Source organism: Brevibacillus sp. AG, from assembly GCF_028369215.1.
Lineage (GTDB): Bacteria > Bacillota > Bacilli > Brevibacillales > Brevibacillaceae > Brevibacillus > Brevibacillus porteri.
Window position 1 is genome coordinate 332827 of the sequence record NZ_JAQMYO010000003.1, and the last position, 25953, is coordinate 358779.

20 protein-coding genes are annotated in these 25953 nt (G+C 48.9%); 3 read left to right on the top strand and 17 right to left on the bottom strand.

Features of this window, described 5'->3' with window-relative positions; genetic code table 11:
• Positions 1-11: 11 nt before the first annotated feature.
• The 4 genes from POF51_RS10490 to POF51_RS10505 all read right to left on the bottom strand — a co-directional run bounded on the left by POF51_RS10490 (position 12) and on the right by POF51_RS10505 (position 2863).
• Positions 12-1193, bottom strand: a complete 1182-nt coding sequence (locus tag POF51_RS10490; protein WP_069847188.1) for an ABC transporter permease — start codon at positions 1191-1193, stop codon at positions 12-14.
• Positions 1193-1921, bottom strand: a complete 729-nt coding sequence (locus POF51_RS10495; protein ID WP_069847191.1) for an ABC transporter ATP-binding protein — start codon at positions 1919-1921, stop codon at positions 1193-1195. Before POF51_RS10495 ends, POF51_RS10490 begins: the two co-directional genes overlap by 1 nt.
• Before the next feature lie 28 nt (positions 1922-1949).
• Positions 1950-2414: a hypothetical protein gene (locus POF51_RS10500; RefSeq protein ID WP_069847193.1), complete on the bottom strand. Its 465-nt coding sequence runs from the start codon at positions 2412-2414 to the stop codon at positions 1950-1952.
• Between the two features lie 110 nt (positions 2415-2524).
• Complete coding sequence (locus POF51_RS10505; RefSeq protein WP_069847196.1) at positions 2525-2863, bottom strand: hypothetical protein; 339 nt, start codon at positions 2861-2863, stop codon at positions 2525-2527.
• A gap of 225 nt (positions 2864-3088) precedes the next feature.
• On the opposite strand from POF51_RS10505, the gene POF51_RS10510 reads away from it, so the two are divergent.
• Entirely contained in the window at positions 3089-4846 is a 1758-nt protein-coding gene (locus tag POF51_RS10510; protein WP_271755356.1) for an RNA polymerase sigma factor, read from the top strand.
• A gap of 20 nt (positions 4847-4866) precedes the next feature.
• Here the strand turns inward: POF51_RS10510 and POF51_RS10515 are convergent, their stop codons facing one another.
• From POF51_RS10515 to asd, 6 genes are all read right to left on the bottom strand, one after another.
• A complete protein-coding gene (locus POF51_RS10515; protein WP_069847512.1) occupies positions 4867-6495 on the bottom strand; it encodes a YcdB/YcdC domain-containing protein in 1629 nt (542 codons plus the stop codon).
• 48 nt (positions 6496-6543) lie between these two features.
• Positions 6544-8169: a hypothetical protein gene (locus POF51_RS10520; protein ID WP_271755357.1), complete on the bottom strand. Its 1626-nt coding sequence runs from the start codon at positions 8167-8169 to the stop codon at positions 6544-6546.
• 132 nt (positions 8170-8301) lie between these two features.
• The gene (gene gatB, locus POF51_RS10525) at positions 8302-9738 is read right to left on the bottom strand and encodes an Asp-tRNA(Asn)/Glu-tRNA(Gln) amidotransferase subunit GatB (protein ID WP_069847202.1); all 1437 of its coding nucleotides are present in this window, start codon (positions 9736-9738) and stop codon (positions 8302-8304) included.
• A 4-nt stretch (positions 9739-9742) separates the two neighbouring features.
• Positions 9743-11215 carry an Asp-tRNA(Asn)/Glu-tRNA(Gln) amidotransferase subunit GatA gene (gene gatA / locus POF51_RS10530; protein ID WP_271755358.1) on the bottom strand — a complete coding sequence of 491 codons (1473 nt, stop codon included), beginning with the start codon at positions 11213-11215 and terminating at the stop codon, positions 9743-9745.
• Positions 11216-11247: 32 nt separating this feature from the next.
• Positions 11248-11538, bottom strand: coding sequence for an Asp-tRNA(Asn)/Glu-tRNA(Gln) amidotransferase subunit GatC (gene gatC / locus POF51_RS10535; protein WP_007717539.1), 291 nt, complete (start codon positions 11536-11538; stop codon positions 11248-11250).
• 722 nt (positions 11539-12260) lie between these two features.
• Positions 12261-13106, bottom strand: a complete 846-nt coding sequence (gene asd, locus POF51_RS10540; protein WP_271755359.1) for an archaetidylserine decarboxylase — start codon at positions 13104-13106, stop codon at positions 12261-12263.
• Between the two features lie 197 nt (positions 13107-13303).
• Between asd and POF51_RS10545 the strand changes: the two genes are divergently transcribed.
• Positions 13304-14224, top strand: a complete 921-nt coding sequence (locus POF51_RS10545) for a GGDEF domain-containing protein (RefSeq protein ID WP_271755360.1) — start codon at positions 13304-13306, stop codon at positions 14222-14224.
• On the opposite strand, the gene POF51_RS10550 is transcribed toward POF51_RS10545, so the two are convergent.
• From POF51_RS10550 to POF51_RS10580, 7 genes are all read right to left on the bottom strand, one after another.
• Positions 14225-15028 carry an MraY family glycosyltransferase gene (locus POF51_RS10550; protein WP_017249798.1) on the bottom strand — a complete coding sequence of 268 codons (804 nt, stop codon included), beginning with the start codon at positions 15026-15028 and terminating at the stop codon, positions 14225-14227. It abuts the gene before it with no gap.
• A gap of 257 nt (positions 15029-15285) precedes the next feature.
• Positions 15286-16833 carry an L-glutamate gamma-semialdehyde dehydrogenase gene (pruA, locus tag POF51_RS10555; protein WP_069847212.1) on the bottom strand — a complete coding sequence of 516 codons (1548 nt, stop codon included), beginning with the start codon at positions 16831-16833 and terminating at the stop codon, positions 15286-15288.
• A 275-nt stretch (positions 16834-17108) separates the two neighbouring features.
• On the bottom strand, positions 17109-18176 hold the full coding sequence (locus POF51_RS10560) for a CamS family sex pheromone protein (protein WP_069847215.1): 1068 nt from the start codon (positions 18174-18176) through the stop codon (positions 17109-17111).
• A gap of 41 nt (positions 18177-18217) precedes the next feature.
• Positions 18218-19144, bottom strand: coding sequence for a WD40/YVTN/BNR-like repeat-containing protein (locus POF51_RS10565; protein ID WP_069847217.1), 927 nt, complete (start codon positions 19142-19144; stop codon positions 18218-18220).
• Between the two features lie 20 nt (positions 19145-19164).
• Positions 19165-21180 (bottom strand): NAD-dependent DNA ligase LigA, encoded by a 2016-nt coding sequence (gene ligA / locus POF51_RS10570; RefSeq protein WP_069847219.1) that lies wholly within the window; start codon positions 21178-21180, stop codon positions 19165-19167.
• Between the two features lie 228 nt (positions 21181-21408).
• Positions 21409-23754, bottom strand: a complete 2346-nt coding sequence (pcrA, locus tag POF51_RS10575) for a DNA helicase PcrA (protein ID WP_069847221.1) — start codon at positions 23752-23754, stop codon at positions 21409-21411.
• Positions 23755-23855: 101 nt separating this feature from the next.
• Positions 23856-24656 (bottom strand): VanW family protein, encoded by an 801-nt coding sequence (locus POF51_RS10580; protein WP_069847224.1) that lies wholly within the window; start codon positions 24654-24656, stop codon positions 23856-23858.
• 195 nt (positions 24657-24851) lie between these two features.
• Between POF51_RS10580 and POF51_RS10585 the strand changes: the two genes are divergently transcribed.
• On the top strand, positions 24852-25901 hold the full coding sequence (locus POF51_RS10585; RefSeq protein WP_069847226.1) for a DUF418 domain-containing protein: 1050 nt from the start codon (positions 24852-24854) through the stop codon (positions 25899-25901).
• Positions 25902-25953: the final 52 nt, after the last annotated feature.

Genomic DNA, 25953 nt, shown 5'->3' on the forward strand with positions numbered 1-25953 from the left:
AAATTTTACGATCAGTGCTTCAACCCCGCCCCTTCTCTGCGGAATATGCGCGACGCGAGAAAAATGGTGAAAACCACATAGACAAGCAAGGAGCCAATCCCCAGGAGTGCATGCATCGGGTCGACCTTGCCATAAAACACTTCCTTGGACAGTGCGACACCGTTGAACACGGGCATCACGTAGTAATGTGTAGGGATGTCGACCGGACTGACTGGCATCAGCATATATGAGGGAACCATCGCCAAAAATATGACAGCACTCATGTACGTCTGCCCCTCTTTAAAAGACTTGGCAACCGTACTCAAAACAAGCTCCAACCCTGCAAAGAGCGCCGCCAACAACAAAATAGTCACGATGAGCACCAACAAAGTGACAGGCGAGAAGAAGGCGAGTGTAAAATGATCTCCTTCCGTCCCCATTGGTCCCAGGCGCATGGCCAGCGTGACAGAAATCAGTGACGCTACTGCCCCCATGGTACTCATGGTCATGACAGCCAACAGCTTTGCCGTGAGGATGTGCTGGGCTGCAATCGGCGCCGTCAACAGCGATTCGAGTGTTCCCCGCTCTTTCTCACCAGCGACGAGATCATTCGCTGCGGCCATTCCCGCGGATGCGAGTGAGACTACCAACATCAACGGAATGATGCCAGCCAGCATCCCTCCCGACTTCCTTTCCTCAGAGGCTGCATTTTGAAAGGTGGAGACAATCGGTTGAATCGTCTGCTCGGACAAGCCCGCTTGGTTCAGCCTTTTCGCTACGACGTCTTTGCTGTACGCCTCTACTGTCTGCTCGATCAACGTACGGGCATAGACAGATTTTTGATTGGTGGAGTCATAGGCAACTGATAGCTTTGCTGTTTTTCCCGCCGCGATCTCTTCATCGAAGCCAGCAGGAATCGTCAAAATGGCGCGCAGTTGACCTGCTTGCAGTGCTTGCTCCGGATTGGCTGGCTCTAGGATTTGAACGGCAGGATTTTTTTGCAAAGACGTAATCACTGAGGATGATCCTTGAACAGCTAACGGGATGTACTCCCTCGCTTCTTTTTCCACATTGCTATAGGATGTTCCCAACAAAAAGAAGACGAACGGAATGACGAGCAATGGCACCAGAAGCGTCCCCATCCACGCCTTGCGATCGCGAAACAAGTCCATCAGTTCTTTTTTCAGTACGGTCCAAACGACATGCGAGCCCATCAGCCTTCGCTCCCTTCCACGACAGCCATGAAAATGTCGTCCAGATCCTCTGTCCCAAACTGCTCGCGCAACGTATCCAATCCTCCGGCGAACCGCAGCTTACCCTTGTGCATGAGCGCAACCCTTTTGCACAGCTTGTTAATCTCGCCCATGTTGTGACTGGAGAACAGAATCGTCTTCCCCTCTTCTTGCAGCATTCTGACCATTCTTCGAAAGATTGTAGCAGCCGTTACATCCAGTCCTGTCGTCGGTTCATCCAGCAAAATGACATCGGGATCGTGTACGAGCGTCCGGGCAATCGCTACCTTTTGCTTCATTCCCCGGGAAAAGGCCCCTACTCGCCTGTCGATAAAATCATCCATCTCAAGCATCCGGCTCAGACTATGAATCCGCTCCTCAAGCCTTGCTTGCTCCAATCCGTATAGACGACCAAAGTACGCGATATTTTCCCGCGCTGTCAAACGGCTGTAAAGACCCACATCTCCCCCGAACAAAATGCCGATTCTGCGGCGCACTTCAAGCGGTTGCTGTCGAACGGAAAACCCACTAATCTCGATGTCTCCCTCGGTCGGGGTTAAAACTGTCGCCATCATGCGCATTGTCGTTGTCTTACCCGCACCGTTTTCTCCGAGAAGTCCGTATACCTCGCCTGCCTCGACCCGAAACGATACATGCTGGACCGCTGCGATTTCCTTGAATCGCTTGCTAACATCCTTGACCTCAATCAACAGCAGTCCCTCCTCTCCCGTATTTTCACTAGAATCGCACCTTCAGTAAGTACGATGCCCGCTTTTCTCCCGTAAACGTTACCTGTACGACACCCGTCCGCCCACGCAAAACCCTCGGTATAGCGCCAGTGACTTGGAATTCCCGCCGCTTCTCATCGACTCGCGCGACAGACACGGAGCCTGGGGGCGAAAAGACCTGGTCGCCTTCCAATGTGTAAAATGAAAGGGTGATTTCTCCCGCTTGCCCGTGTGCCTCTCCCGAAAAACGGATGATCTCCATCATTCCTGACACCGCTGACACTTCCGTGAGGTCAAAAAGCGGATGACGCAGGTTCGCAAGCGTCTGCCCGTTTTTCCAGTCCTGCAAAAACGCATCAAACTCCTGTACAGCAACCATCCTCGCTGCCGAGGAAGTCGTAGGGACATGCGAAGGTATTGCACCAAAAATAAGTGCAGAAGACGTCAGCACCAGTGGCAACCAAATAGAAAGCATGCTAATTCCCTCCAATAATTGGTGCCCTTAGCATGCCCTTACAAAAGTTACCCGTATGTGTCTTTGGCGAATCAGAATCTTTTGACTTTGAAAGCTGTAACTCTCCTATCCTACAACGGATAGCGCTCTTTCCACTTTGTCAGGGAAAAGTCTTCAAACAGCGCGACGAAAGACTCCGTATCGTTAATATAATGACGGGTTTCTTTTGCCTCTGGATGTTTTTCTAGATACAGCGTTGCTACCAAATGGCTGACAGGAACACCTTCTGCCTCTTGATCGTAAATGCCCCGCTCAGCGAGCACTTTGCCAAAATAACGCACATAGGTGACTGTTATTGTTTTTTCTTGACCATCTTCTTGCCACGTAGAAATGGAACGATCAAATGTATCAGACGGTGATCCACCTTTTCCAGGTGCCACACTTTCTCCTGCAACAGAAATGAGCTTCATGTACTTCCATCCTCCTTTTTCTTCCTGTACGTTCATTATAGGGGAGAGTGGAAATTGTTACAAATTGCTTTGTCATCTGCCATTGGAAAAACCACTGCCTTTATTTGTCTGATACACTAGACAGAACGATTTAAAAAACTCCGAAATTTTTTCGCATCCCGTGTCAGATAATCCGTGAACCAGAAGTCTACATAGTAAATCAACAAATCACGAGGAGTTTTTGCGATGGAACACTTGGTTATCAAGCCTAAGACTCAAGAAGAACAAGACCAGACAGACGACGAGACTTTGGTAGAGCAAGCAAAAGCCGGAGATCAAGCAGCGTTTAGCGAGCTGGTCAGGCGTCATCGCTCCAAAGTATACGGCTATGCACGGTCGTATACACAAGAAGCCTTTCTTGCCGAAGACATCGTTCAGGATGCTCTCATTCGCGCCTTTTTGCACCTTGGAACACTGGTGGATAGCCGACGTTTCCTCCCTTGGCTGCATCGGATTGTGCGCAATCAAGCATACACGCGTCTGGCGAAGGGTCCGCAAAAAAGGGAAACCGTCTTCTCGAGTCTAGGCAAACAGACGTATGAGCAGGAACCGACTGACTGGGAGCACCTCGATAGTATCCTGCACAGGCTGGGACGGTCTTGGTCACACTCTGCGCAGAACACCAATCCCGAAGAGGTCATGGTGCGGCGTGAACTGTTTGAGACGATCAGGAGCCTGCTGTACTGCCTCAATCCTCGGGAGAAACGCATCGTGGAATCTCATTTTTTTGACCATTTGGCCCCTCATGAGATCGCCCACATGTTCCAGATGTCCCAGGCGAATGTCTACCAAGTGCTATCGCGTTCTCGCAAAAAACTGATTCAGGAAAAAACTCGTGTCGTTGTTGATCAATACATGAAGACGAGAAAGGTTGCGGGGAGTATGAAACAAGCAGTATTAAATAAACCAGAAGCATTCACTATGCCTACTTGGATTACTTGCGCAGCAGCACTATACGGATTGGTAGAATCGACCGATCGAAAAATGTCTTTGCCGATGATCCTTGGCCTGAGCGGGCATGCCTTTCGCCTGACAATCGTCCCTGAAAATATCCACATTGCGGGTCCGACGATGTTTCACTTTCAGCGGGTCTTGCAGCAGGGTTTGAAAAACATGGGCTTTGAATCTCGTGCCGTCACCTCGTATCATCTTTCCTGCGAACCAAGCATTAATGCAAATCAAGTAGAACCTTCGCTGCTCAGCCCGGAAGCACGCCAGAAGCGACAGCTGTCTGTCCTCTTGCCAGAAGCATTGGAGCTGGTTCACCGTTCCATCGACAAAGGGCACCCTGTGCTTGCTTGGGACCTGTTCATGCCAGAGTTCGGATTGATCTACGGCTATGATGATGAAAAAAGAGTGTTTTACGCAGGAGATAACTGCCGAAACGACAGTACCATTCCTTATGAAAACTTGGGACGGGGTATCCTCGAGGAGCTATTTGTCCTTGCCATCGACCGTGCGGTTCCAATCGATCAACGCACGATGCTCGCAAATGCCCTCCAATCTGCACTCGTTCATTATCGTGGAGAAGAACCGCAGGACGCGAGCTGCGTCAATGGTCTAGCGGCCTATGCTGCTTGGCAGGAAGCCTATGAAAAGGGAACGGTTGAGTCGAATGGCAACGCGTATACGACCGTGGTGAACGGGGATGCACGTCGCTACGCCTCTCTTTTCTGGAGCGAAATCGTTGATACGTGGACAGATTCTGTGTTAGATGAGGTTCGCCCACTGATGAAAGAAGCGGCTAGCTTGTACGGGGCGATTGCCGATGGCTTTGACACGTTAAGCAAGCTCTTCCCGTTCCCGGCTGGAGGCGAGCCGAACGATTCGGAGCAGGGTAAGCAGGCTATTGCGTTGTTGCAGGCGATTGAGCGAAATGAGCGCGAGGCTGTATCCGTCCTGGAACAAATTCAGGCGGGACTTGAGAATAAAGTAGGAAAGTAAACCGAAAGAAGTAAGGCGATTTATGGTCGCCTTACTTCTTTTAGGTTATTGCTCCATTCAAACTTCCCGCTTACTGCATCTACGGTTGGCCAGCCCTTATAGGTATCAATTGTATAGACGAGCTGAAGATAAGGAGATTTTTTGCCATTGTAGGTCGGCCAGAAGTAGGACAGCTTGAGCGGAAGATTCTTTGCTGCCAGGTCAGCAGCTTGCTGTGCAGTCACAGATGGTTTAAGTACTGGAAGTCCGCCTTCCTTGTTCGGCATAGTTGGAGAGAAATATACGACTTGGCCGCTCTTCATTTCGATCACGACCCAATAATTGTGATCGAGCACAGGCAGACCATTTTGGAGCCTATGAAACCTGAAGGAATAATTATCTGTATGTCTTTCCTTAACCTTATTTAATTCCATCATCCAGTCGGCCAACACCGCAGGTTTATATGGATCGAATATCTCTACTTGCCATTCATTAGCCGAAATCGAAGCATACGATTCAAGGACGGCAATCGCTTTTTTTAGTGCTTCTTCCCTCGTCAATGGAGTAAATAGGTTTTCCTTTCGTGTCCAATCCATAGCATTGATAACCTGTCCAGTAGATTCGTCCACCTTAAGGAGAATATCCACCCCACCACGATCTGTCCAAGAATAAACGAAGTCTCCCCAACTATTCCTTGCATCATAGGGCATATTCGTGAGCTTTTTATCTGTTCCAAACAAATTCGTAACAATTTTCTCTGCATCAGCCCGGTTTGAGACAATAAGTGAGTTCTCTTTTGGAGTGATCGTAATGTTCTTCACATTGACAGGATTTCGTTTTCCATCGTCTACGATCTCTAATCCGCTAGGCGCTTCAATCTGCTTTCCTGTTACAGCATCTATAAATGGTGAAGTTCTCCATGCATATTGTATACTCGGTTTGCCGCCGCTCCCTTCCTGAACATATCCGTAGTCGAAATGATCGGGGGTGAATAACTGCTCTGTGACGGCTGTTGGTGTCAATGCCGATTTTGGATCAGGAACCTTGGTATCTTCCAAATCAAGTGGATGAAAAGACAAACTTACAAGATGACCTTCGTAATCCGTAATCATGTATATGCCAGTCAGGATCCCTCTATCTACTTCCAAACCATTCAGCATAGCAGGATATTCTATGTACCGAAATCTGACTATCTCGGGACGCTTCTCCTCAATTTGCGATAATTTAGGAGTACCTGTCATTTTCCGTTTATCTGACCATTGTACGGCGAGAAAAAGTTTTTCTGCACGCTGCAATAAAACCTCGTCCGTTACTCTCCCTTTAGCATTCCAAATTTCCAGGGCTGCGTTATAGCTGAGCATTTCCCCGGTTTCCCTATCAAAAACGAGAGAGGCTCCAACGTACTCATCTTTTGGATGACTCATGTACAAGACTACTTCATTACCCGTCCTCAGTTTAACGGTTCGCACTGTCAACGTTTTTAATTCGGGCTCCAGCTCTTCTAAAGCAGCCACGATTTGAGCGGCGCCTTCCGGGAGGTTGATTTCTTCTGGAGCTGGGGCTGCTGTGCTTTTCAGGAGGATTTCAGGGCTTGCAGCCAATGCGAATCCACTTGTTCCAAAGAGTATCGTTGCTACTGTTAGAACAATTGATAAGCCTTTTATGAACATGTTGATCAAGCCTTTCTCTCTTCCTGTCTCGTGTTTCTATACGGGCTACTATTCCTCGGACTCACTCCATTTGAACGATCCGTTTACGGCATCTACAGTTGGCCAGCCTTTGCTGGTATCGAGCTTGTAGGCAAGAATGGGAGCATTATGATCACTGGATGTCGGCCAGATGTAAGTCAGCTTTACCGGTACATTTTTGGCGAAAATTTCAGCAACCTGCTGGTCTGTTACGGATGGTTTGAGCACAGGATATTTGCGATCCTCTGCGGGAACTGAGGCCAGGAACTCTGCGACTTGTCCTTTAATTGGATCAATAACTACTCCATAAGAATACTCCATGGCTGGTATACCGTTTTGTTTCTCGAAAAATAAAAAGCCATACTGCTCGATGGATTTCTTTTCCTCAGTCTCTTGCTTGTTATCCCTATTCGAAAGAACCTTCAGAGCCAGTGGATCTTCTGGTTTGATTCGTTCGTACATTTCGACTTGCCATTCGGATTTTTTTGCATAAGGCTCCAAGAAAGCAATCGCTTTTTGTAACGACTGTTCTTTGGTGAGCGGAGCAGGAAGATATGGGATATGCGTCCAATTCAGATAACCACCAATCTCTCCTGTCATTTTGTCCTCCACTACCGAAGCGTAATTCACTTCAACATAGTTCGCCCAATAATGATTGATTATGCCGTCCTGCTCCTCCTTTCGATAGGTCGAATACGTCTTCTTCGTATCTATTCCAAACAGGCGCTCTAAAATTTGTGTATCCGTTGCATTTTTCTCAATGAATGGCTTTGCCTGGGGCTTCAAGGAAATATTTTTCAGATCAGCAGCATTTAGCTTGCCTTCCCCATTTTCTTCCCCCCATCCATCAACGATCTGCTTGCCTGTCAGTGCATCAAATATTGGAGATGTTCTTAGCTTATACGCTAACCCAGGCTTACCTTCACTACCTTCCCATACATATCCATGCTGGATTCGTTCAGGTGTAAAAATCTGCTTCTGGATCGCCTCTTTTGCGACAGCTTTTTTCGGGTCAGCAACCTGAACTCCCTTCAAATCGAGCGGTTCAAACGAGACCCCGATTAAATGACCCGCGAAATCCATGTCTACATCTATGCCAAAACGCGTTCCTTCTATTTCCAGACCGTTCAACAGAATCGGATAGTAGACATTTCGGAATTCAATTGACTCTTCCTCATCATCCACGTATGTTGACAATTGTGGGGCATCCGTCATGCTCCGCTTCTTCGATCCAAGCAACTCCTCAACGGCTTTATCGGCTTTTTTCAAAATGGCCTCATCTGTTGCTTTTTCTTTCTGATCCCAGATGATGGTGGCAGCCTCGAAACCAACCATCTCACCGCTATTGCGATCAAAAAGGATATACGCATCCTCATGTATGTTGTCTGGATGATGCATAGTCAAGACCACTTGATTTTCATCTTGCTCCGAAATGAAGACTTCCCGCACCGTCAAAGCTTTCAAAGCAGGCTCCAGCTTCTCCAGCGCAGCGACAATCTCTACCGCACGAGTAGGCAGCTTGACTTGTTCTTCCGATGGAGTTTCTGCATTTTTCAAGATCATTTCCGGGCTTGTAGCAAATGCCTGGGCACCCGTTCCCAGCAGCATGGTTGTCACTGCAAAAGCAGCCGTTGCACTTTTCCAATTTTGTTTCATGAACATTTCTCCTAATCAATTATGATGATAGCTACGCATTCTATCTTACTTTTTTTCCACTATTTAGCATAGCTTATAGCACAAAAAAACAGCACTCTCCCCTTCCAGAGAAAGTGCTGTCGTATGTTTTGCCTACAGGCTGTTCAATACTTCCTGAATCAACTTGTTTACCATTCCCGGGTTTGCCTTGCCTTTGGTTTGCTTCATAACTTGACCCACGAAGAAAGCAGCTGCTTTTTCGTTTCCGGCTTTGAAGTCTGCCACGGCTTGCGGGTTGGAATTGACCGCATCGACGACGACTTGACGCAGAGCGCCTTCATCGCTAATTTGGACAAGTCCTTTTTCTTCGACGATCTGCTTCGGCTCTTTGCCGGTCTCGACCATCTCTTTGAAGACGGTTTTGGCGATTTTGGAGGAAATGGTTCCGTCCTCGATCAGCTTGATCATCTCACCCAAGCCTTTTGGTGTCATTTTCACATCAGCAAACACCAGATTGTTGGCGTTGAGGTGTGCCAATAGGTCAACCATCAGCCAGTTTGCTACGGACTTCGGCTCTGCTCCTGTTTTCACAGTCTCATCAAAGAAATCAGCCGTCTCCTTGGAGATCGTAATGACTCCGGCATCATCCTTAGACAAGCCAAACTCGTTCACATAGCGTGCCTGACGAGCATCTGGCAGCTCTGGAATGGTTGCGCGAACCGCTTCAATCCACTCCTCGGAAATCTGCATGCGAACCAGATCCGGGTCTGGGAAGTAACGATAGTCGTGCGCTTCTTCTTTCGAACGCATCGTCAACGTCTTCTTGTTCGCTTCATCCCAACGGCGTGTTTCCTGAACGACCTTGCCACCGGAAGAAACTACCTCCGTCTGACGCAGTACCTCGTACTCCAAGCCCATTTGTACGTTGCGGAAGGAGTTCATGTTTTTCAGCTCAGCCTTGGTTCCGAATTCTTCTTGACCGTATGGACGGATCGAAACATTGGCATCGCAGCGCAGGGAGCCTTGTTCCATGCGAACGTCAGATACTTCGGTGTACTGGATGATCGCTTTCAGCTTTTCCAGATACGCACGTGCTTCTTCCGGTGTGCGGATGTCTGGCTCAGAAACGATCTCGACGAGCGGTACACCGACGCGGTTGAAGTCAACCAGGGACTCTCCGCCAAAATCGCTGTGCGTCAGCTTACCCGCATCCTCTTCCAAATGCAGACGAGTGATGCCAATTCGTTTCGTCTCACCGTTTACCTCGATGTCGATCCAGCCATTGTAGCCGATCGGCTGGTCAAACTGCGAGATTTGGTACGCTTTTGGCGAGTCTGGATAAAAGTAGTTCTTGCGGTCGAACTTAGTCTCGCGGGAAATCTCGCAGTTGAGGGCGAGTGCTGCTTTCATCGCGAATTCTACCGCTTGCTTGTTCGTTACAGGCAGTACACCTGGATGTCCCAAGCAGATCGGACATGTATGTGTATTCGGCGGGGCACCAAATTCAGTCGGGCAACCGCAAAAGATTTTACTGTTGGTCGATAGCTCGGCGTGAACCTCCAAGCCGATGACGGTTTCGTATTTGCTCATGCTCTTACCCCCTCACCCATTCCGGTTTGCGGCCGTAGAAGCCTGCTGTTTGCTCATACGCATGGGCTACGCGCAATACGGTGGATTCGTCAAATGCACGACCTACGATCTGCAAACCGATCGGCAGACCGTTTTTGGAGAATCCGCACGGCACGCTGATTGCTGGCAGTCCAGCCAGGTTTACAGGAACGGTACAAATATCTTCCAGATACATTTTCACCGGATCATCTACGTTTTCGCCTACTTTGAAAGCCGTAGAAGGCGTAGTTGGATGCAAGATGACATCGTAGTCAGCAAAAATGCTGTTGAAGTCCTGAATGATCAAGGTGCGTACTTGCTGCGCCTTTTTGTAGTAAGCATCGTAATAGCCAGACGAGAGCGCGTAGGTTCCGAGCATGATGCGGCGCTTCACTTCTGGGCCAAAGCCTTGGCTGCGAGATTCCTTGTACAGCTCGATCAGGTTTGCAGCATTGTCTGCACGCACACCATATCGTACGCCGTCAAAACGAGCCAGGTTGGACGAAGCTTCAGACGAAGACAAGAGGTAGTAAGCTGGCACTGCGTATTCTGTATGCGGCATGGAAACCTCGCTCCATGTAGCACCCATGCTCTCCAGCTGTTTCAATGCTGCCAGAACAGCATCGCGAACCTCAGGGTCAATCCCTTCTCCGATCAACTCTTTCGGTACCCCGATACGCAGTCCTTTTACATCTCCAGTCAATGCGGACAAGTAATCCGGTACGTCCACATTGGCAGAGGTAGAGTCGTATTCATCATGTCCCGCAATTGCTTGCAGCACATAGGCGGAATCCTCTACGTTTTTCGTCACCGGCCCGATTTGATCCAGCGAGGACGCGAACGCAACCAGACCGAAACGGGATACACGTCCATACGTAGGCTTCAAGCCGACAACGCCACAAAAAGCAGCAGGCTGACGGATGGAGCCACCTGTATCAGAGCCGAGTGTGAAATAAAAATGACGCGCAGCCATTGCCGCCGCTGAGCCACCGGAAGAGCCTCCCGGAACATAGTCGGTGTTCCACGGGTTTTTCGCTGGGAAAAAGCCGGAATTTTCGTTGGAGCCGCCCATCGCAAACTCGTCCATGTTCAGCTTCGCAACGATGACCGCATCGGCATCCTTGACCTTTTTGGAAACAGTCCCGTCATGGACAGGATCGTAGTTCGCCAAAAATTTGCTCGCGCAAGTCGTGCGAACGTCTTTTGTAACCAGGTTGTCCTTCAGTCCGGCAGGCAAGCCGTAGAGAAGACCCAGTTCCTCATTTCCCTTGACCAGACGCTCGTCCAATTGACGGGCATGAGCCAAGGCTCCCTCTTCATCTACATGCAGGACGGATTGGATTTCTCCGTCATGCTCCTTGATGCTAGCGATGGAAGCCTGCACCAGATCCGTTACCGAAATCTCTTTTGCGCGCAGGGCGCTATGTATTTCAGACAATCGCTTGTCAAACAGCGACACAGTGGGTTCCTCCCTTCTCGTTATCCAGTAGGTTATTCAAATACAGCCGGTACTTTAAACTGCCCGTCTTCGTGATCTGGTGCGTTTTTCAGCACGTCCTCACGCGGCAGGGACGGTCTGTTTACGTCTTCGCGCATGACGTTTTTCACGTCTGTAGCATGACTGGTTGGCTCAATATTGGATGTATCGAGCTCATTCAGCTTGGCTGCAAAATCAAGAATCGCATTCAGGTCTTTTGTGTACCGCTCCGCTTCTTCCTCAGTGAGCTGCAAACGGGCCAAATTAGCTACGTGTTCTACTTCTTTGCGAGTAATGGCACTCATTCTTTCCACCTCCGAATCGTATCACATAACTTTGATCTTACTTGAAAAGAGCAGGTTCAGTCAATTTTCGTAGGGATTTCAACAGGAAAAACAAATAATGTTCTCGACAAAAAAATATTGATCGATTATTCGCTAATAAAAACTTTGGCTCGCTGTTGTGGTGGGGAGGAAACAGGAGAAAACGCTCAGCTTCTTGTCCCACCCGCTGGGGGATTCACTGCCCGACTCCATGCAAAAAGCGAAACCGCGTCCAAAGTAGTCCTTTCAGGATGTGTTTCAGAGGTGGACGCTTAAGAGCGTGTTTCGCTTTTTGCATTCCGTCTCGGTCGGTGTACCAAAGATCTTCGCTTTTTCCTCCTGTTTCCTCTACGAGCGTTCAGTGTTAAACGGGTCTAAAAGACTTAAAAGATGGAAGAATGTAATCAGTTACGACAGAGAAGAATATTTCCAGACGTAGCGACTTGTGGAGTCCTACCAAGCGGAGAAGGGATGAGCGGGCAAAAGAAACGCAACCGTGCCCGTGCGACGTAGCGGCTACCACTTTTGCGTTTCCCCGCGAATCCCTTCGGAGCGGGCAGTCTGAGCCCTCAGCAGGACGGAGCCTGGAGCCTAGACTGGAAATATTCTTCTCCCCACCACAGCCACATCTACTAGAAAACTTCATCTTCTAAGAAAAACAAGCCCAAGGCATTTGCCCTGGACTGTGCGTCTTCTATCTCTTGCTATTCAGCCTTCTTTTTCGCCAAGGCCTGCCCCATCAAAAGAGACTTCCCTTTTTCAACGCCCGTTGCCCATTCGAGCTTGTTGGACTCCAACAACAAAATGACGGTGGATCCAAATTCGAACCAGCCCAGCTCCGCCCCTTTTTCATAGCGAGGTGTCCCAGCAATCTTCTCGTGGGTTTGCCGCCCATGCTTGATATTCGTCGTAGCTGTGTTGTAGCAGACCTTCACGCTTCCTACAAACAAAGCTCCTACTTTAACCAAAGCCATATCGCCCAGGCTATCTGTTTTGATGTGAGTTACCAAGCGTTCATTGCGGGCAAACAAACGGTCTACGTTTTCTATCCCGAGCTGGTTGACTGGATAGAGTCTGCCAGGCAAATAGCAGTAACAGCTCAAATCGCCCGTTACCGGCATATGAATCCGGTGGTAATCCCTTGGACTCAAATAAATCGTGATAAATTTACCACCATAATAACGTTTGGCCTCTTCCTCTGAACCGCCCAACAGCTCACTCACACTGAACTCTTTTCCCTTTGCTTGGATCAAAGTACCTTCGCAAATATCACCCAACTGCGAAACGGTTCCATCTACCGGGCTGACGATGGTATCTGGGCCAGGTGCAATCGGTCTCGCTGCGGGCTTCAGGCGTCGGGAAAAAAACTCCTTCAGCGTGCGGTATTCCGAAGCCGGCTTTTCTATGATGGACGTATCAATTTGATAGTGCTTTATGTATCGTTGAATGGCTAATCGACTAAAGGGAGTAGCGGTAATTTTGCCCATAGTCCGCGACATCGCGTTTTGTGGCAAGCGATGAATGAGACCTGGGAGCAGCTTTTTGCCCATAAGAAATGCTCCTTCGTAAAACAACAATACCCTTACTTTACCACTTCTGCTAACAGCCAGTAAACCCCGCACTATTACCAGAGGTTCATCATTTTCTTCGACGGTCTTGCTATACTATAATCATTCTAACAAGCCAACTATCAGTGGTTGTTCAAAAGGTCGACTTTTTGAACACACATTATCAGGAGATATCGGTTATGGTGAAGAAGCTCGATTTTACTACCCTTGTCAGTCAACATGGAGATATCCTAACCAGTCTGTTCGATCATATGTCGGACATGTTCTTTCTCATGGCTGTCGAACAAGCTGCGGACGGGGAGTATCAGTTCCGCTATGTCTTGATGAATCCATCCGCTATGTACAATGCTCAGTTGAGCGAGGAAGCATACGGAAAAACGTTTGAGGACGTGTATCCTCATGAAAAAAACAGCTTATTACAGCATATGTACACACAAGCGGTAAAAAGCGGGAGTCCGATCCACTTTACTGCAAATGGTGACATCATTGGCGAATCCATTCTTTCTCCTGTCTACGATAGTAATGGCGTATGTACGCATGTATTTTCCATTACCCGCGATGTTACCGAACGCACAAACCTGGAGTCACAGCTGGCCTATATGGCGTATCATGATGTGCTCACAGGATTACCGAACAGGCGCCTCCTCTCCGAAAAGCTCCAGCAAGCTCTACGTGCTGCCCAATCAAAAGAGGAGATAGTCGCTGCCCTCTATTTGGACTGTGACCGCTTTAAAGAAATTAACGATACCTGGGGTCATGACACTGGAGATTTGTTTTTGCAAATGTTGGCTACACGCCTCAAATCATCCGTTCGAGATGGAGATATTGTCGCACGTCTGGGTGGAGACGAGTTTGTCATCGTTCTGACCGGCATTCACTCCGAACGTCAGGTTGAAAAAATTGCGAACCGTATCCTGCTTGCGACTCAAGAGCCGTGGATGATCGAGGACCGGGCCATACCGTTCTCGACAAGCATAGGCATTGCCCTCTACCCGGCATCTGCAAGCGAAGCGGAACAACTGTTGAGCAATGCAGACAAAGCACTTTATCAGGCCAAAAAGACAGGGCGCAATCGTTTCTTTTTCTTTGACTCCATTTGATTATTGACTATAAAACAAAAACACTGCCAAGACGGAGAACAGCAAACTCACCACATACAGAATGATGACCGTCTGCTTCGTAGACAACCCCCGGGACATGAGCCGATGATGAACATGTCGACGATCCGCTTGGTACATGGGGGAGCCTGCCAAAAGCCGACTGATCATGACCTGTACAGTGTCTATGACGGGCAAGCCTACTGCCAGCACAGTCACGACTAATGAAATGAGCGTAGCCCCTTTCATCGTTCCTTCCAACGAGATCACGCCGAGAGCGAATCCCAAAAACATCGATCCCGCGTCACCCATAAAAATTTTCGCCGGATAAAAATTAAAGCGTAGAAAAGCGAGTGCAGCACCTGCCAGTGCGACTGCCAATAGTGCCGTTAATTCTTGACCTTTGAGCATCGATAAAAAGAACAAGGTCACCGCTGAGATCACAGTAGCACCTGCAGCGAGTCCGTCCACCCCATCCAAAAAATTCACCATATTGATCAAGCCGACGATCCACAGCACGGTCATCAGCAGGGAAACCAGGATTGGAAATGAGATATACATCCCTTCCTCTCCCCCCAGCCACATGAAATTGATTCCCCGAAAGCGAATATCCATGAAGAATGTCAGCGTCGCTACCAATAACTGCACCATCAGCTTCGGCAGTGCCGGAAACTCTTTTTTCTTCGACTTGTACGTATCGTCTACCCATCCAATGGCCACCAGCATGGCCCCTCCAACTGCCAAAACTGCAACGGTTTTTTGCGCCCCTGCAAAAAAAGTTGACACCAACAAGAGACCGACGAACATCGCCAACCCACCAGATAATGGGATCGGTCTGCTATGTCCCTTTCTTCCCTTTGGCATATCTAGCAGCTTTGTTTTCCAAGCCAGCCAATTTGCTACTGGCATTAACAAATACACAACAAAAAACGAGGAGAGTCCTGACACGATATAAGTAAACAGTTACCCTCACCTGCTTTGCCCTTCATTTTGTCTTTAGTGTGGACAAAATGGGAACAAAAAAGCCGCCCCTGTATAAGAGGCAGCCTTTTTTATTGCGAAGCTTACAGTTTTTCGGAAACCATTTTTGCTTGTGTGAAGAGCAAGAGGTAGTCTGGTCCACCCGCTTTGGAGTCTGTACCGGACATGTTGAATCCTCCGAATGGATGTACACCTACCAAAGCGCCTGTGCACTTGCGGTTGAAGTACAGGTTACCAGCATGGAACTCTTCGCGTGCACGCTCCAGGTTTTCACGGTTGCGGCTGATGACAGCGCCAGTCAAACCGTACTCGGTGTTGTTCGCGATTTCCAGTGCATGATCGAAATCGTTCGCTTTCGTGAACGCTACCACTGGGCCGAAGATTTCTTCTTGCATGATGCGAGCTTGTGGATCTACATCTGCAAATACAGTTGGCATGATGAAGTAGCCGGATTCTGGACCTTTTTCGCCACCTGCAACCAGTTTGCCTTCTGTTTTACCAATCTCGATGTACTCGAGGATTTTGTTGTATGCTTTCTCGTCAACTACAGGACCTGTGTAGAACTCGTTGGTTCTGATGTCGCCGACAGTCAGTTGTTTGGTCAACTCTACTACGCGACCCAGTACTTGATCGTACACGTCTTGGTGAACGATAGCACGGGAGCAAGCGGAACATTTTTGACCGGAGAAGCCGAATGCAGAAGCCACGATGGACTGTGCAGCCAACTCGAGGTCGCAGTCGTTGTCAACCACGATGGAGTCTTTACCGCCCATTTCGGCAACCAGACGCTTCATCCATTTTTGACCTGGACGATGTTTCGCAGCCAGTTCGTTGATACGCAGACCTACGTCACGGGAACCTGTGAAGCTGATGAAACGAGTCAGGTTGTGCTCTACGAGGTAATCGCCGATTTCGCTACCGGAACCTGGTACGAAGTTCACAACACCAGCTGGTACGCCAGCGTCTTCGAGGATTTCCATGAATTTGGCAGCGATAACTGGAGTAGTAGAAGCAGGCTTCAATACAACAGTGTTACCCGCTACGAGAGCTGCTGTCGTCATACCAGCCATGATCGCCAGAGGGAAGTTCCAAGGCGGGATAACGATACCTACGCCAAGTGGAATGTAGTACAGTTCGTTGTCCTCATCCGGGATACGTGGCAAGTCATGGCGCTGGGACAGCTTATCCATTTGACGTGCATAGTATTCCATGAAGTCGATTGCTTCTGCTGTGTCAGCATCAGCTTCTGGCCAGCTTTTTCCTGCTTCTTTTACGAGCCAAGCAGAGAACTCATGCTTGCGGCGACGCAGGATTGCTGCTGCTTTATACAGATAGCGGGAACGTGCTTGTGCAGGCACCTTTTTCCATGTTTCGAAAGTGCTAGCAGCTGTTTGGATCGCTTTTTCAGCCAGTGCTTGGTCAGCCTGGGAAACAACGCCCACTACTTGTTCTTTATTAGAAGGGTTGAAGGAGCTGGATTTCTTTTCAGTTGTGATGCGTTCTCCGCCGATGATAAGCGAATACTCACGGCCAAGCTCACTTTCTACCTTAGCGAGCGCTTCTTCAAATGCCTTTTTATTTTCTGGCAGACTAAAATTGGTGAACGCCTCGTTTTTGAATTCCACTTGCATCTGTGACGCCTCCTTATCGATATCTTCCATGTTTCGGATCACTCATAAAACATATGCAAGGATCATACCAACCAAACAATTAAAAGCTCGACTCTATTAGTGTTTGCATTTTTTCCGAAAAATCACCGCCAAGATTCAAGAAGTATTTCGAACACTTTTGTACATGCAGCGTTCATCACTTTACACTTTTGTTCAATTGACTATCTTTTGTGTACAAAAAAACACCCGACTTACTCACCTTTTCAGGCGATCATTCGGGTACTTGTTGCTTTTCCTTATTGTCTGTAAATATGCATATACGGCTCACCACTTGTCGGTCGAATGTAGAGCGACAATGGTTTGTTCATCGACTGCACGTACATGTTGACATGGACGTTCTTATCGAATAGTTGGTTGATACTGCCCGCTGCAAATTGAGTAAACTGCAATACCTCTGTTCTGGAGTCATACTCTGCCGTAGCTGTGATTGTCATTTCCGTCAGCCTGCCATCCATGAAGCGCCCCAGACCAGTCATCCCGATGTACTCACCGAAATAACCCTTAGACTGGCGCATGAGCTTATCGTACTGCAAGGACACTTCTGGGTACTTCTTCTCAGCCTCAGAGCTTGGGAATAGTAAAAACTCCTCTTCGATCGGCAGCCACTTGGATACCGTTGCTTCATTCGCCCCTACAGTTCCTGACATGATAAAGTGACCTGGCACCAGAGAAGAATTCGCTTCCGGTACTTGATACATCAAAATCAATATCGGAACCTGCGGGCTGTTGGCACGTACAGACTGCACAATACGAGCTGCGACCTGCTGGCCTTTTGCTTGCAGTTCTTGAGTCGTGTAGACCTTGTCCTGACCGGTTGCATCCTGGTAGTTCGGCGAAAGCGACAAGCCCAACACCATGCCAGCCAAGCTCTTATCCTTTTTGTTCAGGTAATCGTGCTCCAACACGTGCACGAGAATTCCGTTTTTCTTTTTCCCGTTGGCCCCAGCCGTCTTTTCTTGTGCGATCCACTGGGTGACTTGCTCTTTTTTCACTACTTGACCTTCTTGGAAATAATAATCGGACGTCGGGAATGTCTCCCGAGCAAACTCCATCAGGCCTAATTCAAGATGACTGAAATCGATGCGATATTTCGTATCCCCAAGCATACCTCGCGTCTGGTTCGGCTGATATGGCGTAATACTGCCGTAGTAATCCTCGGATACTTCCACTACCTCCGACAAGGACGGTGTAGTAGGCTCAGGAGCTTTGTCCTTGCCCCCAGGTATCAACGAGCAGCCAGTCAATGCCATCACAAGAAGTACAGCTGTGAAGAACCTGCATCCTGTCAAAAACTTCACTTTCATAGATTACTCCTTTTCGTATCCAAAAGTGGGCGATGTACAAATCATTCGTTCCACTTGATCCATCGATTGTCTTCGAGCTTATAGATCAATGCCGATTCGCCAATCCCCACCCATTTTGTATCCTCGCCACCTGAAGCAATGACAATCAGCTTTTCTGGTGAGCGAGCATCAAGCAAACGCCATTCGCCCTTGATTTTCTCATAGATACCTTTTTCGGTTGCGACAGCGAGAGTGCCAGTTCGTCTGTTAATGGCGAGCGAATAGATCTGCTGTGCTCCGGGAATCTCCTCTGTCTTCCACTGCCCCTCTTCATTATAGAGCAAGCTGAATTGAGCCGCTACATAGAGTCGGTCTTGTTCGGGATCAAAGTCCATGGCAAATACTTCCTGATCTATCGGCTGCCACAGGCTCCAAGATTGGGCCTCGTCCGTCGATTGATAAATGCCTTCACCCGAGACAAAGGCAAACAGACGTATTTCGCCTCCTTGGCGACTCCCCACAAAGCTGCTGATATTCGCAGGCTCTGGCAACCCCTTGTTGACAGAAGCCCATTTTTTACCACCATCTGTCGAATGAAGAACCCCATCAATCCCGCCGACAAATATTTGCTTCGGATCATCCGGGTCCACAAGCCAACCTTCGATCGCATACTGCTCTAAATCCGTCGAGAGAGAGGCCCACGATCCACCCCCAACCGAGCTATACAGCCCCGAATTGGTACCCACCCATATTTGCTTAGCATCATCGGTCATCATCAGATTGTGAATGGTTGCTCCCTGCTCCAATACGTCCTGATAGGTCAAGTTCCCTTGTAGAGCAAAAGCTGTAACTGTTGGAGGATTCGTATTGGTTTGTTCACTGCCAGTACTGCTGTTACTTCCACAGCCAACCAATTGCAGCATGGCTAATACACCGATTCCCCATTTCAGGAAGCTATTCATGCTCTTCACGTCCCTTCCCTTACTCATCCGTTGTCGCCACCGTTTTCTTAGGCGTTGCTCTCCAATACTTGCAGGAAACCTGCTTCGTCCATAACAGCCACGCCTAGTTTTTCTGCCTTCTCCAGCTTAGAGCCCGCTTTTTCACCTGCAATCACCAGGTCTGTCTTCTTGCTGACGCTGCCTGTTACCTTCCCACCCAAGCGCGCAATCGCTTCCTCTGCTTCCTGTCGCGACATTTGCGTCAAGGTGCCAGTTAAAACGATTGTTTTACCTGAGAATGGGAGGTCTGCGCCACTTTCAATGCGGATTCCTTTGTACTCCATGTTCACTCCGGCCGTACGCAGTCTCTCAATAACTGCCTGAGCCTGCGGCTGTGCGAAGTAGTTCACGAGACTCGCAGCCATTTTCGGCCCGATCTCATCGATTTGTGTAATCTCTTCTTCGGATGCCTGCATAATGGCATCGATATTGCCAAAATGCTCCGCGAGAACACGTGCCGCCTTGGCTCCGACCAAACGAATACCAAGACCAAACAGTACGCGCTCCAGCGAGTTTTCCTTGCTCGCTTCAATCGCCGCGAGCAAATTATCTACGGACTTTTCACCCATGCGCTCCATGCCCATTAGAACATCGCGCTGTTGGTGCAAGTAATACAGGTCAGCAACACTGTGAATAATACCGTCGCGATACAGCTGGGCCACGACCTTTTCTCCCAAGCCGTCAATGTTCATGGCTGTTCGAGACACGAAATGAATCATGCCTTCACGGATCAGTGCCGGACACATCGGATTGATGCAGCGCAGAGCCACTTCTTCCTCCAAGCGCACCAGCTCACTGCCGCATTCCGGGCAATGCGTTGGCATGGCAAACGGTACTTCATTTCCAGTACGACGCTCTGGCAAGACAGCGATAATCTCCGGGATAATGTCCCCGGCTTTTTTGACGACAACATGATCGCCGATAAGGAGACCTTTTTCCCGAATAATATCTTCGTTGTGCAAGGAAGCACGCTTCACAGTCGTACCTGCCAGACTAACTGGCTTCAACAAAGCAGTCGGGGTAACATTCCCTGTACGACCCACAGATACTTCAATACCTTCGAGAACCGTCACCGCTTCTTCGGCAGGGAACTTGTAAGCGATAGCCCAACGCGGACTTTTCGCAGTAAATCCGAGCTCCTCCTGCTGCGCGTAACTGTCGACCTTGATCACCATGCCGTCAATTTCATAAGGCAAATGTGGACGCTTCTCTGTCCAGCCGGCAATAAAAGTGAGAAGTTCATCGACTTCGTCAAATACGCGTCGCTCCTGATTCACCATGAAGCCGAGCGTCTCCAGCAAATCAAGCCCTTCACTGTGCGATTCCACTGACTCCCCTTGCAAATCGCCAATGCCGTAAACAAACGTATCCAGTTGACGGGATGCGGCAATCTTCGGATCGAGCTGTCGGAGCGAGCCAGCTGCGGAATTGCGCGGGTTGGCAAATAATGCTTCTCCACGCTCCTCGCGTTCTTTGTTCAGCTTTTCAAATGCTCCTTTGGACATGTAAGCCTCACCGCGAACCTCAAGGGTCAACGGTTTCGTCAGACGCAAAGGAATGGAACGAATCGTTTTCAGGTTTTGTGTGATGTCTTCGCCTGTTGTTCCGTCTCCACGGGTAGCCCCGCGGACGAACAGCCCATTTTCATAATGAAGTGACACGGCCAGACCATCAATTTTCAGTTCAGCTACATATCGGACAGCCTGACTGCCAACGGCCTGACGTACTCGGCGGTCAAAATCCCTGATGTCCTCCTCGTTAAAGGCGTTACCGAGACTGAGCATCGGTGTCCTATGAACGACCTTTTCAAAGAAGGGCAGCGGTTCTCCCCCTACACGCAAGGAAGGAGAATCAGGTGACTGCAAATCAGGGAAGCTGGTTTCAAGCTCCTTTAGCTCCCGCATCAATTGATCGTATTCCTGGTCAGAAATCTCAGGTCGATCCTCTTCATGGTAAAGACGATTATGCCGCTCAATTAGTTTCGCTAATTCTTTAATTTTTGTTTCCGCCGTCAATCGATCCATTTCGTTCATCCTTTCTTACTCATACCTGTTCAAAAAGTTGGCTTTTCAGCACCGAGATAATGGCGAGAACCGTACGAAGGAGGAGCGGAGTGTAGGTCCCTACATGAGCACCGGACTTCGAAGGTGAACGCCATTATCGATGCGAATAAGCTTCCCGGACTGCTTCGTGATCAAAAGACGACTTTTTGAACTACCATTTTTGCGATTGGCTGTATTTGCATTTGCACACTATCCTTTTTGAATAGGAGCGAACTTCGCTAATAGCTTTTTAATGCCAGTCGGGCTTGGGAATGCAATGTCGAGCTCCATGTCGTCGCCCGTTCCTTTTACTTTGACGACCGTACCGTTGCCCCATTTGCCATGTGCTACTCTGTCGCCAACCTTCCAATCAACACCTGCTCCTTGACCGTGACCAGGCAGTTTTTCACCCGCTGGACGGGTAAACGTAGCAGGTGTGCTGCTTGCGGTTCGCTGACTCATGCCAAATTTCGGAGCAGAGCCTGCTTGTGAGGAAGACGCTCCAAACGGTCTCGCTCCCGCCTCACGTCCGAACGCACTGCCATCACGCTGTCCAAATGCACTGCTTCGTCCACCGCCGAAGCTTCGGTCCGCTGTCGCTGGATTTCCTTCCAACAGCTCAGCCGGAATTTCTTGCAGGAAACGAGACGGCGCATTCACATTGGTCCGTCCAAACAACGTCCGCATACGGGCACAAGTCATGTACAGACGTTCCTCCGCCCGTGTAATTCCCACGTAAGCCAGTCGGCGCTCTTCCTCCATCTCGGTATCGTCAAACAAAGAGCGGCTATGTGGAAAGACACCTTCCTCGCAACCGACCAGGAACACGACTGGGAACTCCAGACCTTTGGCGCTGTGCAAGGTCATTAATACAACCTGCCCATCTGCCGATACTTCCTCTTGGGCACCATCATCTCCCAAAGAATCGATGTCTGCCACCAACGCGAGGTCGGTCAGGAAGGCTAGCAAGCTCTTGTCTTCATTTTTGCGCTCGAACTCCTGCGTTACAGACAGGAACTCCTCGATATTCTCCAGACGCGCCTGTGCTTCCAGCGTTTTTTCTTCTTTTAAAGAATCGCGGTATCCAGAGCGCTTCAGCACTTCTTCCACCAGCTCAGTCACACTCAAGTAATCGGTCATTTGCATCAAATTCGAGATGAGATCATTAAAGGACAGGATCGCATTCGTCGTACGCGAAGGTAGCCCCATATAAGCGGTCTCCTGAATCGCTTGGAAAAGGGACTGACCATTTGCGTTCGCATACGCTTGTAGCTTATCTACTGTCGTATCCCCGATATTACGCTTTGGTACGTTGATGATGCGTTGCAAGCTGATATCGTCATCCGGATTGGAGATGAGACGCAAATAAGCCAAGATGTCTTTGATCTCTTTGCGATCGTAGAACTTGGTTCCGCCGACGATGGTGTACGGAATGTTCGACTTGATGAAAACTTCCTCGACCACACGGGACTGTGCATTCGTCCGATACAGGACTGCAAATTTGTCGTAGCGCTTGTACTGTGCCATCTGCTTGCGAATCGTATCGACAATAAAATACGACTCGTCATGCTCGGAATCACCCTGGAAGCACATGATCTTGTCGCCACCCGGATTCTCCGTCCAGAGCTTCTTTTCCTTGCGCAGCTTGTTATTGGCAATGACCTGATTCGCCGCCTGCAAAATCGTTTTGGTAGAGCGATAGTTTTGCTCGAGCTTAATTAGCTTGGCTTCGGGATAGTCTTTTTCAAAGTTTAAAATGATCGAGATGTCGGCACCGCGCCATTTATAAATACTTTGGTCAGCATCCCCCACGCAGCATACATTTCGATACTTATCTGCCAGCATGGAAATCAAAAGGTATTGCGCCCGGTTTGTATCCTGATACTCGTCAACGTGTATGTAACGGAATTTCTTTTGATAAAACTCCAATACTTCCGGCACTTCTTTAAACAGACGAACCGTCGTCATGATCAGATCGTCGAAGTCCAGCGACTGGTTATTTCTCAGCTTTTTCTGATAAGCCGTATAAACCTTTGCTGCCACTTGTGCAAATGGATCGCCCGCAAGACGCGTATAGGTTTCTGGATCGGTCAGTTCGTTTTTCGCTCCACTGATCGCTGCCAAAATCGAGCGCGGCTCATACTGCTTCGGATCGATGTTTAATTCTTTTAAACATTGCTTGACGACAGACAGCTGATCACCGGCATCCAAAATGGAAAAGCTGCGATTGATGCCGAGTCGGTCGATATCCCTGCGCAAAATCCGCACACACAAGGAGTGAAACGTCGACAGCCATGCATCCTGCGCTGCCGCTCCGCCAATAATGGCAGCCACACGGTTTTGCATCTCCCGAGCTGCTTTGTTGGTGAAGGTAATCGCCAAAATGCTCCAAGGCGCTACCTGTTTGGCACTGATCAAGTATGCGATACGCTGTGTCAGTACCTTGGTCTTGCCGCTACCCGCACCGGCCAAAATCAAGACGGGGCCTTCTGTTGTAAGGACTGCTTCCCGCTGCTCCGGGTTCAGCCCTGCTGTGATACGATCTGCAAAAGACATATGTATAAATCCACCTTTCCACGTTCCCTAGACGAAAGCATATGTTCCTATTTTCGCACAGATCGCAGTGGAGTTCCAGTTCGTATCCCGAACAGGAAACATCATCCTTTCGGCAGCAATGGCTCGTACATCAAATAAGCCCGATTCTCCGTCAGCCATTCTTGCTCCACCCATTCTCCTTCCAGCGAATAAACATCACGATACAATTCATTCTTCCGTTCATACCCTTCCCAAATCGAAGGATGGATCTCATGTTCTTTCTCGATAATGACATACGTCCGTGTCGGTGGCATGTCTGAACGCCATTCCCCTACCAAATGTGTATCGGTCAGATAGACATGCAGTTGAAAGGTCTGAGTCGTCCGGTTGGCGATTTGCAAATCCAGATAGTTATAGAAACAAGTCGCCCCACTTCCGAACGGCTGTGTCCGATTCGAATCGGGAAAAACATCGTAGCTATGACGATGTCGTTCCGTCACTGTCAACGGCGTATGCAGGGTCATCCAGTACAGCAAATTGGAGAGCTGACAAAGCCCTCCGCCAACTCCAGCTGTGACACGTCCCTGTGAGAGCAACATGCCCTCTACATAGCCTTTGCTACGGGTCGGCTTGCCAATCTGTTTCCAGTACGAAAAGGTTTCTCCGGGATGAATAAGCAATCCGTTCAGTCGTGCAATCGCCAGACGCAAATTGATCACTTTGTTGTGCTGCATCCACATTTCCACGTTCTGCAATGGGCGTAACAAAATCGTTTGATGAGAATAATGGACATAACGCAACCATTCGCTTCTTTTCTCATGAGCGAACCTCGTTTGACCAAATGTCCATTGTACATACCTTTTCCAACGAAAATAGGCCATGCCTGCTGCCAGACGCCACTTTCCCCGTGCGATCGGCTTCATTGCGCACCCCGACTTCCTGATTATTACAATAGACGCAAGAATTTGGGATGAAGTTGCGGTCGAATACGGGAGAGCCCCTCACTTCTTACACTTTTGTAAGCGAGACGTAAGCATATGCCATTTCTCCTCCATCTCCGGATGAGCTAGGATAGGAAAAGTGCGCGATCGGACGACGAACAACGAGAGAAGGAAGTGATGGGATTGAAAGAAAACGCACCTACCATGAACCAACGAATTGATACAGTAGATACCGTACGGGGCTTCGCCTTAATGGGCATTCTCCTCGTCAACATCGTGGCATTGCTGTATGCACAAACACCTGAGATAGGAAGTGTGGACCACTGGCTGTTCCAGTTTTTCAATTTCTTTGTGGAATCTCGCTTCTTCGTGATCTTTTCCTTCTTGTTTGGCGTGGGCTTCTATATTTTCATTAGTCGTGCAAAAGCAAAAGGGGCCAATAGTACCGTTTTGTTCATTCGGCGTTTGATTGCGCTGCTCACTCTTGGCTTTGTGCATAAAATGTTTCACCCTGGCGAAGCACTCTTCATCTACGCCATCTTCGGCTTCATCTTACTGCCTTTTTATCGTTTGAAGGCGAAAACCAATCTGGTCATCGGCCTTATTCTGTCTATAGCTGTCTGCGCTACCGGCTTCAAGCCGCTTTTGGTGCTTCCGTTGTTTATTTTGGGACTCGCTGTTGGGCAGTACGGGGTCTTTCAGGACATTCCTAGATTTTTGCCTGTGATTAAAAAAGTGCAGGGCGTGACCTTCATCCTTTCGTTAATCGGCTTGTTTATCCAATACCGGCTGACTCCTGCTGATCCAGCAATGGGTGGAGCGAATCTGGTTGTAGACGATACCATGTCAGAAGAAACCCTACAGCATCTGATGAACTACACGATTGCCTTGACCTCCACAGGTCTTGTCATGGCTGCCTTCTACACAACGACCCTGATTCGGCTCTTGCAAAACAAAACCGTCCAAACGCTCTTGTCTCCGCTAACCAGCTACGGTCGCATGGCTTTGACAAACTACGTCGGACAAACCGTATTGATCCTTGTGGGAAGCTATTTGTTCGATTGGTTCGGCAATCTGGGCTACTTGCAAACGACACTGATCTGCCTCGGTATCTACGTGGTGCAAATGGTATTTAGTGTACGCTGGCTGGCTGTCTTCCGCATGGGGCCACTTGAGTGGGTATGGCGATTATTTACGTATATGAAAATCACACCACTGCGAAAATAAACAAGCAAAGACCCCAGAAAAAGCTGCCTGACAGCTGATCCGGGGTCTCTTT

Bases quoted from the DNA above. Each gene is read 5' to 3' on its own strand.
- POF51_RS10490 (WP_069847188.1), bottom strand. From the start codon at position 1,193: ATGGGCTCGCATGTCGTTTGGACCGTACTGAAAAAAGAACTGATGGAC.
- POF51_RS10500 (WP_069847193.1), bottom strand. From the start codon at position 2,414: ATGCTTTCTATTTGGTTGCCACTGGTGCTGACGTCTTCTGCACTTATT.
- POF51_RS10505 (WP_069847196.1), bottom strand. From the start codon at position 2,863: ATGAAGCTCATTTCTGTTGCAGGAGAAAGTGTGGCACCTGGAAAAGGT.
- POF51_RS10510 (WP_271755356.1), top strand. From the start codon at position 3,089: ATGGAACACTTGGTTATCAAGCCTAAGACTCAAGAAGAACAAGACCAG.
- POF51_RS10515 (WP_069847512.1), bottom strand. From the start codon at position 6,495: ATGTTCATAAAAGGCTTATCAATTGTTCTAACAGTAGCAACGATACTC.
- POF51_RS10520 (WP_271755357.1), bottom strand. From the start codon at position 8,169: ATGAAACAAAATTGGAAAAGTGCAACGGCTGCTTTTGCAGTGACAACC.
- gatB (WP_069847202.1), bottom strand. From the start codon at position 9,738: ATGAGCAAATACGAAACCGTCATCGGCTTGGAGGTTCACGCCGAGCTA.
- gatC (WP_007717539.1), bottom strand. From the start codon at position 11,538: ATGAGTGCCATTACTCGCAAAGAAGTAGAACACGTAGCTAATTTGGCC.
- asd (WP_271755359.1), bottom strand. From the start codon at position 13,106: ATGGGCAAAAAGCTGCTCCCAGGTCTCATTCATCGCTTGCCACAAAAC.
- POF51_RS10545 (WP_271755360.1), top strand. From the start codon at position 13,304: ATGGTGAAGAAGCTCGATTTTACTACCCTTGTCAGTCAACATGGAGAT.
- POF51_RS10550 (WP_017249798.1), bottom strand. From the start codon at position 15,028: ATGTTCGTCGGTCTCTTGTTGGTGTCAACTTTTTTTGCAGGGGCGCAA.
- pruA (WP_069847212.1), bottom strand. From the start codon at position 16,833: ATGCAAGTGGAATTCAAAAACGAGGCGTTCACCAATTTTAGTCTGCCA.
- POF51_RS10560 (WP_069847215.1), bottom strand. From the start codon at position 18,176: ATGAAAGTGAAGTTTTTGACAGGATGCAGGTTCTTCACAGCTGTACTT.
- POF51_RS10565 (WP_069847217.1), bottom strand. From the start codon at position 19,144: ATGAGTAAGGGAAGGGACGTGAAGAGCATGAATAGCTTCCTGAAATGG.
- ligA (WP_069847219.1), bottom strand. From the start codon at position 21,180: ATGGATCGATTGACGGCGGAAACAAAAATTAAAGAATTAGCGAAACTA.
- pcrA (WP_069847221.1), bottom strand. From the start codon at position 23,754: ATGTCTTTTGCAGATCGTATCACAGCAGGGCTGAACCCGGAGCAGCGG.
- POF51_RS10580 (WP_069847224.1), bottom strand. From the start codon at position 24,656: ATGAAGCCGATCGCACGGGGAAAGTGGCGTCTGGCAGCAGGCATGGCC.
- POF51_RS10585 (WP_069847226.1), top strand. From the start codon at position 24,852: ATGGGATTGAAAGAAAACGCACCTACCATGAACCAACGAATTGATACA.